Origin of the sequence: Pseudarthrobacter sp. NS4 (assembly GCF_024758005.1) — a bacterium.
Taxonomy (GTDB): domain Bacteria; phylum Actinomycetota; class Actinomycetes; order Actinomycetales; family Micrococcaceae; genus Arthrobacter.
In genome coordinates, this window is record NZ_CP103288.1 from 887,318 (window position 1) to 898,946 (window position 11,629).

General features: G+C 64.9%; 8 protein-coding genes and 2 tRNA genes. 2 read left to right on the top strand and 8 right to left on the bottom strand.

Features of this window, described 5'->3' with window-relative positions:
- Window positions 1-5: 5 nt before the first annotated feature.
- Together NXY83_RS04285 and NXY83_RS04290 are read right to left on the bottom strand one after the other, a co-directional pair.
- Window positions 6-1,460 carry a dihydrolipoyl dehydrogenase family protein gene (locus NXY83_RS04285; protein WP_258804855.1) on the bottom strand — a complete coding sequence of 485 codons (1,455 nt, stop codon included), beginning with the start codon at window positions 1,458-1,460 and terminating at the stop codon, window positions 6-8.
- Window positions 1,461-1,609: 149 nt separating this feature from the next.
- A tRNA-Arg gene (locus NXY83_RS04290) sits at window positions 1,610-1,683 on the bottom strand.
- Window positions 1,684-1,960: 277 nt separating this feature from the next.
- Here NXY83_RS04290 and NXY83_RS04295 point away from each other — a divergent pair.
- On the top strand, window positions 1,961-3,787 hold the full coding sequence (locus NXY83_RS04295) for a phosphoenolpyruvate carboxykinase (GTP) (protein ID WP_258806059.1): 1,827 nt from the start codon (window positions 1,961-1,963) through the stop codon (window positions 3,785-3,787).
- 94 nt (window positions 3,788-3,881) lie between these two features.
- On the opposite strand, the gene NXY83_RS04300 is transcribed toward NXY83_RS04295, so the two are convergent.
- From NXY83_RS04300 to NXY83_RS04315, 4 genes are all read right to left on the bottom strand, one after another.
- Window positions 3,882-5,042, bottom strand: coding sequence for a globin domain-containing protein (locus tag NXY83_RS04300; protein WP_258806060.1), 1,161 nt, complete (start codon window positions 5,040-5,042; stop codon window positions 3,882-3,884).
- Between the two features lie 159 nt (window positions 5,043-5,201).
- Window positions 5,202-5,654 carry an RrF2 family transcriptional regulator gene (locus NXY83_RS04305; RefSeq protein ID WP_258804856.1) on the bottom strand — a complete coding sequence of 151 codons (453 nt, stop codon included), beginning with the start codon at window positions 5,652-5,654 and terminating at the stop codon, window positions 5,202-5,204.
- Window positions 5,655-5,668: 14 nt separating this feature from the next.
- Entirely contained in the window at window positions 5,669-6,157 is a 489-nt protein-coding gene (locus NXY83_RS04310) for a hypothetical protein (RefSeq protein ID WP_258804857.1), read from the bottom strand.
- Window positions 6,158-6,162: 5 nt separating this feature from the next.
- Window positions 6,163-7,581 (bottom strand): phosphomannomutase/phosphoglucomutase, encoded by a 1,419-nt coding sequence (locus NXY83_RS04315; RefSeq protein WP_258804858.1) that lies wholly within the window; start codon window positions 7,579-7,581, stop codon window positions 6,163-6,165.
- Window positions 7,582-7,741: 160 nt separating this feature from the next.
- Here NXY83_RS04315 and NXY83_RS04320 point away from each other — a divergent pair, with 160 nt between their 5' ends.
- Window positions 7,742-9,934 (top strand): RecQ family ATP-dependent DNA helicase, encoded by a 2,193-nt coding sequence (locus tag NXY83_RS04320; protein ID WP_258804860.1) that lies wholly within the window; start codon window positions 7,742-7,744, stop codon window positions 9,932-9,934.
- Here NXY83_RS04320 and NXY83_RS04325 read toward each other — a convergent pair.
- Both NXY83_RS04325 and NXY83_RS04330 read right to left on the bottom strand, forming a co-directional pair.
- Window positions 9,858-11,369 carry an MFS transporter gene (locus NXY83_RS04325; RefSeq protein WP_258804861.1) on the bottom strand — a complete coding sequence of 504 codons (1,512 nt, stop codon included), beginning with the start codon at window positions 11,367-11,369 and terminating at the stop codon, window positions 9,858-9,860. The two genes, NXY83_RS04320 and NXY83_RS04325, sit on opposite strands and share 77 nt — an antisense overlap.
- A 114-nt stretch (window positions 11,370-11,483) precedes the next feature.
- Window positions 11,484-11,572: transfer RNA gene (locus NXY83_RS04330), tRNA-Ser, on the bottom strand.
- Window positions 11,573-11,629 lie beyond the last annotated feature (57 nt).

Genomic DNA, 11,629 nt, shown 5'->3' on the forward strand with positions numbered 1-11,629 from the left:
ATAGCTTAGAGTCCGTACTTCTCCAGCAGCCTGAGCCACACTTCGCTGATGGTGGGGTAGGAGGGGACTGCGTGCCAGAGCCGGTCCAGCGGCACCTCGCCCACCAGGGCAATCGTGGCCGCATGCAGCAGTTCAGCAACACCGGGTCCGGCGAAGGTTGCCCCGAGGAGCACTGTGCGGTCCTCGTCAACAACCAGTTGGGCCCAGCCCTCGTAGTTTTCGGAGTGGAGCGATGACCCTGCAACCTGAATGGGAAGTTCCACGGTAGAGGCGTTATATCCATCTTTCCGCGCCTTCTCCAGCGTGCGGCCCACGGAGGCCAACTCGGGGTCCGTGAAAACAACGCTGGGCACCGCGTGCTGGTTGGCAGTTTGGGCGTACCGGCTCCAGTTATCCGGAGTGCCTGCAAGTTCCCCCTTGGCCCTGGCGGCAATGGCGTCACCGGTGGCACGTGCCTCGTACTTTCCCTGGTGGGTAAAGAGATTCTTGCCGGCGGCATCGCCCACAGCGTAGAGCCAAGGTTCGTCGCCGGGTGTTCCCTGCACCAGGCCGGAGGTGTCCGTGGCCAGGGCGAGATGCCCCTGCTCGTCCGCTTCAAATCCGACGCTCTCCAGGCCCAGGCCTTCCAGGGCAGGGCGGCGGCCGGTGGAAACGAGGACCTTGTCGGCAGTAATGCTGGTTCCATCGCCCAGCGCCAGGCTGAACGTGCCGTCGTCGTTCCCGCTGATACGTTCCGTGGCGGTATTGAGGCGGAGTTCCACGCCGTCCGCTCGCAAGCCGGCTGCGACCAGCCTGGCCGCCTCCTCGGGAAATTTTCCGAGCAGCCCGCTGCGTGCAACGAGTGTGACTGCCGATCCCAGCCGGGCAAAGGCCTGGGCCAGTTCGGTCCCCGCGACTCCACCTCCCAGGACGGCAAGCCGTTCCGGAACCTCCTTGGCGGATGTGGCCTCACGGGTACCCCACACCTGCACGTCTTCCAGTCCCTCGATCTGGGGCATGGTGGGCATGGACCCCGTGGCCAGCACTACTGCGTGGCGTGCGTGCAGCTGATGGGATGATCCGTCCAGCCCGGCAACCTCAACGGTTTTCGGCGCCGTCAGCCAGGCATGGCCGCGCACCAGTTCGATCCCGGTGTCCTCGACCCACGAAACCTGGCTGTCGTCCTGCCAGTTGGAGGTGAAGTAATCCCTGCGCTGAAGGACCGCGGCGGCGTCGAGCGTACGGGTCACCGCTTCCTTGGCACCGGGCGTGGTCTGGGCCCCATGCAGCGCGGTGCCCGGCCGGAGCAGTGCCTTGGACGGCATGCACGCCCAGTAGGAACATTCACCGCCCACCAGTTCCGCCTCCACCAGTACCGCGGTCAAGCCGCCCTGCACCACCCGGTCGGCAACGTTTTCCCCCACGGCACCTGCGCCGATCACCACAACATCAAATTCGCGTTCAACAGCTTCGGGCGTCATGGGGAAAGACTACGCCCGGATGTGGTGCGGGATCTGCTGGCTGCATGCAGTGGGGGGGCCGGCATAACGGGGAGCCCGGAGATCATCGGCAGAGGTAACAATGCTTAAAGCAAAGGTCCGCACCGGCGAACCGGTGCGGACCTTCTCTGTGCGCCCAAAGGGATTCGAACCCCTGACCTTCTGTTCCGTAGACAGACGCTCTATCCAGCTGAGCTATGGGCGCATCTCGTGTTCCTGGAGAAGAACCGCTCTCCCTGAACCTCGAATTACTTTACGCGAGGGTTGGCCGTAGTGCCAAATCGAAGCGGGTGTAATCTGCGCGACTAGACCGGTATAGGTGACCTTCGTCACTTAATCCGCCTCGTTCCGGTCATTTTTCCTTGAATTCGCGCGGAATTGGTATTCGGTGCAGGTATTTGCCAGACATCCTCCCAAAAATCAGCGGTGGTCCGGACCATAGCATTTAGCACACACCGATGAACCCGAGGAAGGGAACCGAAATGGGCGATCTGGCGCAGAAACCGCTGCTTGAGAATGCACCCACCACACATGCCGGCCTGCTGGCATGGGTAGAAGAGGTTGCTGAGCTTACGCAGCCGGACCGCATCTACTGGGTCGACGGGTCCGAAGAGGAAAACACCCGTCTCACCGATGAGCTTGTTGCAGCCGGAACCCTGACCCGGCTGAACCAGGAGCTGTTTCCCAACTCCTTCGCCGCCTTCTCGGACCCCGCCGACGTGGCCCGGGTTGAGGAACAGACCTTCATCTGCTCTGAAAACAGGCGCGACGCGGGCTTCACCAACAACTGGATGGCCCCTGCCGAGATGAAGGAGAAGCTGCGCGGGCTGTTCGCCGGATCCATGCGCGGCCGCACCATGTACGTCATCCCGTTCGTTATGGGCCACCTCGACGCCGAGGACCCGAAGTTCGGCGTCGAAATCACGGACAGCGCCTACGTTGTTGCCTCCATGCGCATCATGGCGCGCATCGGCACCGATGTCCTGAACCGGATCACCGAGACCAACGCGTTCTACGTCCCCGCCCTGCACTCCCTGGGTGCCCCGCTGGAGGCGGGTCAGGCCGATGTGCCGTGGCCGTGCAACCCGGACAAGTGGATCGTCCACTTCCCCGAGGAACGTTCCATCTGGTCCTTCGGCTCCGGCTACGGCGGGAACGCCCTGCTGGGCAAGAAGTGCTACGCCCTGCGCATCGCCTCGGTCATGGCACGTGACGAGGGTTGGCTGGCTGAGCACATGCTCATCCTCAAGCTCACCTCACCGGAGCAGAAGACCTACTACGTCTCCGCGGCTTTCCCCTCCGCCTGCGGCAAGACCAACCTCGCACTACTCGATCCCACCATTGAGGGCTGGAAGGTGGAGACCCTCGGCGACGACATCACCTGGATGCGGTTCGGCAAGGAAGGCGAGCTGCGGGCAGTCAACCCCGAAGCCGGCCTGTTCGGCGTTGCCCCCGGCACCGGCTGGGGCACCAACCCCAACGCCATGCGTGCCATCGCCAAGGGCAACAGCATCTTCACGAACGTCGCACTGACCGACGACGGCGGCGTCTGGTGGGAGGGCATGACCGACGACGTGCCTGCGCACCTGACTGACTGGCAGGGCAACTCCTGGACCCCCGACTCGGACAAGCCGGCAGCCCACCCGAACTCGCGTTTCTGCACCCCGATCGACCAGATCGACATGCTCGCCGAGGAGTACCACAGCCCCAACGGCGTGGAGCTCTCGGCGATCCTGTTCGGCGGCCGCCGGAAGACCACCATCCCCCTGGTCACCGAGGCGCGCAGCTGGTCCAACGGCATCTTCATGGGCTCCACCCTGTCCTCCGAAACCACTGCTGCGGCAGCCGGTGCGGTGGGCGTTGTCCGCCGCGACCCCATGGCCATGCTGCCCTTCATCGGCTACGACGCCGGTGACTACCTGAATCACTGGGTCAACCTGTCCGCCAAGGCAAACCCGGAGCGCCTGCCCAGGATCTTCCTGGTCAACTGGTTCCGCCGGAACTCTGAGGGCGGCTTTGCATGGCCCGGCTTCGGCGACAACGCCCGCGTCCTGAAGTGGGCCATCGAGCGCCTCGAGGGCAAAGCAGATGCCGTGGAGACCCCCATCGGGTTCGTCCCCACCGGTGATGCCATCGATCTCGAAGGCCTGGACATGACTCCGGCGCAGGTGGAGGAAGCCGTAAAGGTCGATCCCGCGGAGTGGGCCGCCGAGCTTGCATCCATTGAGGAGTGGTTCGCCAACTTCGGTGACTCGCTGCCGGAGGCACTCCAGTCGGAGCTGGCCGGGCTGAAGGAACGCCTGGGCTGATTCTTCAGTACGACGACGGCCCCTCACCTTTGTGAAAAAGGTGAGGGGCCGTCGTCGTGCTGCGGCGCCTTTTGCCCGGGCGGGCCGGCTGGTGTCAGCTGGCCAACCAGATGTCAGGACCAAAGACTTCGTAGTGGATACGGGTAGCCGGAATGCCGGCGTTGATGGCTTCACTGCGGATATTCTTCATAAAGGGCAGCGGGCCGCAGAGGTAGAGGGATGCATCGGCCAGGAGGTCCACTTCCCGCAGCGACATAAAGCCCTCCCTGGCTCCCGCCTCGGGCTTTTCCAGCCATAGCTGAAGGTCGGCACCGTCGAGGCGTTCGACGTCGTCCGTCATCTGGCTGCGCAGCGCCCAGCTGTCCAGGGTGCTTTCCGCATGAAGTACCAGGACCTGCCGGTCCGTCCCGGTTTCGGCGAGTGAACGCAGGATGGATGCGGTGGGTGTGCAGCCGCTGCCGGCGGACGCCAGCACGATGGGACCGTCGCCGTCCTTGAGCGTGATCTCGCCGTACGGATTGGAAATCTCAAGGATGTCGCCCACCTGCACGTTGTGATGAAGCACGGGGGAGACCTCGCCGCCGTCGTCCAGCTTGGTGGTGAACGTGCGGCTGGTGCCGGCATCAGCGGACAGCGAGTACTGGCGTACCTGCCGCAGGCCTTCAGGCAGCACGACCTTGACGCTGATGTACTGCCCGGGGAGCGCGGGGGTCGCCGGGGTGTCATCCGCCGGTTCCAGGGTGAAGGTCATGGCACCCGTGCCGGCGGCGGTTTTCGCTGCCACCCGCCACGGCATCCACATGCGGTCGTTGGCCTGGCTGGCGTAAAGCCCCTTCTCGATCTTGATCAGGGCATCGGCCATCAGCCAGTAAACCTCGGTCCAGGCTTCGGCAATTTCCGGGGTGATGACCTCCGCGAGGTCCTCTGCGATGGCGGCGAAAAGGTGCTCATAGACCACCTGGTACTGCGGCTCGGTAATGCCCAGGGAAGCGTGCTTGTGGGCGATCCGGGACAGTACGGCCTCTGGAAGTGTTCCCGGGTTGCTGACCAGGTGGCTCGCGAACGCCGCAATACTGCCGGCGAGGGCCTGCTGCTGGTTGCCCGAGCGTTGGTTGGAGCGGCTGAAGAGTCCATCCAGCAGTTCCGGGTGCGCTGCAAAAAGACGGGAGTAGAACTTGGGCGTGATCGCGCCGATCCGTGACCCGACCAGCGGCAGGGTGGCTTCAATGACGGGGCGGGACTTTTCCGAGAGCATGCGGACTCCTGAGATAGCGGCCGGGGCCTTCGTCCGGCCATCTGCGAATACAGGCATTTGGAATGCTTGTATTCAGACCCCAATTTCTACAGCGTGTAGAAGATGGAATCAAATCGCGCGGAACGTTGCAGCAGCGGTTCAGCGTTGGGGGCGAACGGGTTACCGGAGGCCGGGGCGAAGGCCGATCATGTCAAAGACGGGTGCCATCTGGCGGGAGCCCGGAAGCTCCGCGATCAACACTGAATCGAGCTCCCGGTAGAACGCCTCCCGGGCCCGGGCCAGGGCGCCACGAAGTTTGCACTCGTCGATCAGCGGACAGTTGCCACTGGGTGCGACGCATTCTGCGGGATCGCTGCGGGTGTCGAGTTGCCGCAGGATCTGTCCCACCGTTGCCGTCCGGCCTGCGTGGCTCAGCCGGGAACCGCCTGTCCGGCCCCGGACCACTTCGATCATGCCCAGGATCCGCAGCTTGGACATGGCCTTGCTGACGTGGTTGTAGGGGGTGCCCACCGCATCCGCGACGTTCTGCGTCGTCAGCAGCTCGTCGCCGGGAATGGCCGCAAGCACCATCAGTGCCCGCAGGCTGACGTCCGCGAACGCGTTGATCTTCATGCCGGGCCCGCGGTCTAGTCCACCCAGATCACGGGTTCGCTGGTGTCTGCGCCCAGCTCCCCGAACTGCCAGGTCCGGGTGGCCGTATTGGCAGCGTAAGGCAGCACTGCTGCGAAGATTGACCCGTCACGGTGTTCCGCTGCCACGTGAATGGCGTCAGAGTCGTCTTCCACCAGCAGGATGTCGCACACGACGGCGGCAGCGCGGAAGTCGTCCCGGTTCTGCCGGAGCAGCGCCTGCAGGTCGCTGATCATCGCGTCGGCGTCGAAGTCACCGTCCGTGCCCTCCGCTGCGTCGGCAGGGGAGACCGCCACGAGCCGCACCTCGCCGTCGTTTTGCACCGTCAGGGCAAAGGGCATGAAACCGCCGTTTCGCTGGAGTTGCTCCTGGGCGGCGCTGACGCCCGTGCCCAGGAGGTTTTCCAGGTCTGTTGCCGTGCTGTCCGGAACTGACTCCCGCCAGCTGGACTGTTCCTCCGCTGCTGGCCTGGTATGTTCTGCCATCCGGTTCAAGCCCGAACGATCGACAGGACCCGGTCCCGGATGCGTTCCATGGTGCCGCGGTCCGTGGCTTCGGCGTTAAGCCGGAGGAAAGGTTCGGTGTTGGACGGGCGCAGGTTGAACCAGTAGCTGCCGTCGTTGGCCGTGAAGGTGCTGCCGTCCAGGCTGTCGATGGTGATGTCCTCATTGGCGAAATCCGCGCGTACCCGCTCGACGGCGGCGGGCTTGTCATCAACTTCCGAGTTGATTTCCCCGGAGCTGACGTAGGGCTCGTATTCGCGGGCCAGTTCGGACAGGGGGCCGTCCTGTTCGCCCAGGGCGGCCAGTACGTGCATGGCGGCCAGCATGCCCGTGTCTGCATTCCAGAAATCGCGGAAGTAGAAGTGCGCTGAGTGTTCTCCACCGAAGACCGCGCCTTCCGCCGCCATAACCGCCTTGATGAAGGAATGCCCCACACGGGTACGCACTGCGCGGCCGCCATCGTGCTCTACGAGTTCTGATACCGCGCGCGAGGTGAGGAGGTTGTGGATGATCGTAGGAGTGGCTTCACCCTGGGCCTTCGCACGGGCAATCTCGCGGCGTGCCACCATGCCGGTAATGGCCGACGGCGAAACAGGCTGGCCCTTCTCGTCCACGACGAAACAACGGTCGGCGTCCCCGTCAAAAGCCAGGCCGATATCTGCGCCGTGCTCCAGCACTGCCGCCTGCAGGTCGCGGAGGTTCTCCGGTTCCAGCGGGTTGGCAGGGTGGTTGGGGAAGGACCCGTCCAGCTCGAAGTACAGGGGAATGATGTCCAGCGGCAGCTTGGGGAGCAGGGTGTCGCCCAGAACCGCGGGGGTGGTGAGGCCGGCCATGCCGTTGCCTGCATCCACCACCACTTTCAATGGCCGGGAGCCAGACAGGTCCACCAGCTTCCGAAGGTACTCGGAATAGTCCTTGAGCACGTCGCGGACACCGATCTGGCCGCGGCTGCCCGATGCGGGTATGGAGCCAGTGTTCAGGTACTGCTCGGCGAGGGCCTGGATATCCTTGAGGCCCGATTCGGAGGAGATGGGAACAGCACCGGCCTTGGACATCTTGATGCCGTTGTAGCCGGCTGGATTGTGACTGGCTGTGAAGGTGGCACCCGCGCGGTTGAGGAAACCACACGCGAAATAAAGCTCATCGGTGGAAATCAGGTCCAGCAGTTCCACGTTGGCGCCGCGGGTGGCTGCGCCATTGGCGAAGGCCTTGCTGAACTCGGGGGAGGAAGGACGCATGTCCCCGCCCACCAGGATGGTTTGGCCTTCGAGCTGCAGGACATCCACGAACGCGGCCCCCACGGCTTCGACGATTTCGGCGGTGATGGACTCGCCCACGATGCCCCGGACGTCGTACGCCTTGAAGGATGCCGAAAGGTCAAAAGCCGTTGTCTGTTCGCTAGTCACGGGCTTTATCTTACGGTGAAGCCCGGGCTCGGCAATTGAGGGAGGGCTATGTTTGTGGATAAGCACATCCGGTGTGAAGGATTTCGGCTGGCCGGCTGTCAATATCCACATGGCAGCCGCAGTGCTCCTGAGTGTCGGAGGTGGCTGGGATACTGAATCAATGGTCGATAACCAGCACGCCACCGTACTTTCCGAACCAGCAGCCACTGACCTGCCTTCCTCGACAGCAACACACGCCCAGGCCCTCGACGTTCTTCGCGAGTTGGTGGGGCATCCTGAAGCAGGCTTCCACGAAGGGCAGTTTGAGGCCATCGAGGCACTGGTCGACGGCGGCCGGAGGGCGTTGGTGGTCCAGCGCACCGGCTGGGGGAAGTCGGCAGTCTATTTCGTGGCTTCCCTGCTGTTGCGGCGGCGCGGCGCCGGGCCCACGCTTATCGTTTCGCCACTCCTTGCCCTGATGCGGGACCAGGTGGCTGCCGCCGCCCGGGCAGGGGTGCGCGCCGTGGCCATCAACTCCGCCAACCAGCTGGAATGGGACAACGTCCGCGAACAGCTTGCCGCAGACCAGGTGGACGTCCTGCTGGTTTCGCCGGAACGGCTGACCAACCCCTCCTTCCGTGAAAACCAGCTGCCCGAACTGATCCGCCGGACCGGACTGCTGGTGATTGACGAGGCCCACTGCATCTCTGACTGGGGCCATGACTTCCGCCCCGACTACCGCAGGATCGCGGACCTGATCACCCAGTTGCCGGACACGGTCCCGGTGCTTGCCACCACTGCCACCGCGAACTCACGGGTGGTGCACGATATCGAAGAACAGCTTGGTGCCGGTGTCCTCACTATTCGAGGCGCCCTTGGCCGGGATTCGTTACGGCTTGGCGTCCTGTCCCTCCCGGACGCCAAACAGCGCCTGGGCTGGCTGCTGACGCATCTGGCTGACCTTCCAGGCAGCGGAATCATCTATACGTTGACGGTGTCTGCCGCAGAGGACACAGCCCGGCTCCTCGCGGAAGCGGGACATGAAGTGCTTGCCTACACCGGCCGCACCGACCCCGCGGACCGGGAACGCGCCGAGCAACTGCTGAAGGACAACCAGGTTAAGGCGCTGGTGGCCACCTCAGCCTTGGGAATGGGCTTCGATAAACCTGACCTGGGCTTTGTGGTCCACCTCGGCGCGCCGTCATCTCCGGTCGCCTACTACCAGCAGGTGGGCCGCGCAGGCCGTGGTGCCGCCAACGCCGATGTCCTGCTGCTGCCCGGCTCGGAGGACCGCGAAATATGGCAGTATTTCGCCACGGCATCCATGCCCTCCGAGGAGAAAGCCGCTGCTGTCCTCACCGCCCTGGGCGAGGCCGGCACTGCGCTCTCCACAGTTGCCCTGGAAGCCCGGGTTGACCTCCGCCGCACTCCGCTGGAACTGCTGCTGAAGGTCCTCTCGGTGGACGGCGCCGTCGAACGAGTCGGCGGTGGCTGGCGGTCCACGGGGCAGCCCTGGGTCTATGATGCGGAGCGGTACGAACGGATCTCTGAAGCCCGCGTGGACGAGCAGGACTCCATGGTGATTTACCAGGACACGGCCGGCTGCCGGATGGAGTACATCACGTCCGTGCTGGACGACGAGACAGCCCACCCCTGTGGGCGGTGCGACAACTGCGCCGGGCAGTGGTTCCCGGCGGATGTGGCAGCAGACGCCACAGCGGCGGCAAACCAGACGCTCAGCAGGGCAGGCGGTGTGCTCGAGGCGCGGCTGCAGTGGCCCAGCGGCATGGACCGGCTGGGCGTCCCGGTGAAGGGAAAGCTCAAGCCGGCGGAAGGCCTTGCGGAGGGCCGCGTCCTGGCCCGGCTGACCGATCTGGGGTGGGGTGGTGCCCTGCGTGAGCTGTTTGCTGCAGGCGCAGAGGACAGGCCGGTTGACCCGGGCATGCTGCAGGCTTGCGTGCAGGTCCTGCGGGAATGGGGTACCGGTGACCCACGTACGCCGGGATGGAGCGGCGCGGGAAGGCCTGCCGCCATCGTCAGTGTCCCGTCACGGAGCAAGCCGCAGCTTGTTGGCTCCCTCGCCAGGGGGATCTCGGAGATTGGCCGCATTCCCTACCTTGGCGAGCTGCAGCTGGCGCATGGTGGCCCCACCGGAGCCCGTGGCGGCAACAGTGCCTATCGGTTGGCCGGAGTGTGGGACCGCCTGGTGGTTGGTCCGGAGCTGGAAGCGGCACTTGGCGGCATCCAGGGGCAAAGCGTGATGCTCATCGATGACCTGGCGGACAGCCGGTGGACCCTTACAGTCGCGGGCCGTGTCCTTCGGCAGGCCGGGGCGGGCGCTGTTCTTCCGCTGGTTCTAGCCCAGGCCGGCTGACTTCGGCCTGGCTGGGCCGGGGCCGGCTGACTTCGGCGCCCGCATGGCGCGGCAGGAAGAGGCTGTCCGCAGTGCTGGCGAGCATCAGTGCCGCCATGGCCAGGAACGCGCCGCGGAACGGCCCCGCAGGGTCCTGCGGGAAGGCGGCCAGCCCGTCGAAGATGCGGATCAGCAGGGCCGCCAGGGCAATGCCCGCGCCCGTGGCCAGGTGAACCAACGTAGCGGAGACTGTGTTCGCGGACGTCAACTGCGCCGGCACGATGTCCGCGTATTGCACGGAGGCGTAGGCAGAAAAGCCGATGGACCGGAAGGCTCCGCTGCAGACGAGCAGGGCGAACATCAAAGCCTGCGGAGTCCCAGGCGTCAGGAGGGAACAGAGGGCAAACGTTCCTGCCGACCCCAGGGACGCGAACACCAGCATGGCCTTGAACCCGAAGCGCCGGATCAAAGGCGTGGTGGCCGGCTTGATCCCGATGTTGCCGATGAAGACTGCTGCCACCATGATGCCGGCGTGGATTGGGGACCAGCCGAATCCAGCCTGGAACATCAGCGGCAGCAGGAAGGGGACCGAACTGATCGTGAGCCGGTACACGAAGCCGCCTGTAGCCATGGCACGGAAGGTCCGCGTGCGGAACACGTCCAGGTCGAACAGGGGATTCCGGGCCCGGCGCATCCACAGCACGGCGGCTGCGAGTGAGGCCGCTCCTGATGCGGCGCTGATCCCGGCCCAGGGTGACTCCGGATGGGCGCTGGCCAGTTCAAGCCCCACAACCAGGGCGCCGACTCCCACGGTGGTAAGGAACAGCCCTGCCCAGTCGAGCCGGCGGCCCGCGTCTCCCGGGGAGTCCGGCACCAGCCGGAGCGCGGCAATGAATGCCGCCGCACCAAGGGGGAGGTTGATCAGGAAGATCCAGTGCCAGGACAGGTATGTGGTGAGTGCACCGCCCACCAGCGGCGCCAGGACGGGGGCCAGGAGTCCCGGCCACACCAGGAAGGCCGTGGCGCGGAGAAGTTCTGATTTGGGCGTACCGCGGAGGACCACAAGGGTCCCGACCGGAACCATCATGGCTCCGCCGGCCCCCTGGACGATGCGGCTGAGGGTCAGCGCAGTAAGGTCCTCGCTCAGCGAACAGGCCAGGGACGCGGCCGTGAAGATTGCAATGGCAAGACAGAACACCCGGCGCGCCCCGAACCGTTCTGCCAGCCACCCGCTGATGGGGATGCCAACAGCCACGGTCAGCAGGTAGGCAGTCATGGTGATGTTCACGTCGGCTGCCGGGACCCCGAAGTCGGCAGAGATGTTCGGGATGGCGGTGGTGAGGACCGTGCCGTCCAGGAACTCCATAAAGAACGCTGCCGCCACCAGGAGCGCCAGGCGGGGGTTCCACTCTTGCCGGATGCCGTCCGATCCGGTGACGTGGGTGCTTGCTGCCATGCGTTTATCGTGCCACCGCAGCAGTGTCTCCGGGGTGCCCTGTCCGGTCTCCGGACGGACGCACGCCTGCCTCCGCAACGCAAAAGGCCCCGGTCCAGGGACCGGGGCCAAACGCGGAGACGGGGGGATTTGAACCCCCGGTCGAGTTTAACCCCGACCCTTCATTAGCAGTGAAGTCCATTCGGCCGCTCTGGCACGTCTCCAATTGCTATTCCTAGCCCACCAAGGATACGCAGATCGGGGCATGCAGTGCAAAACGG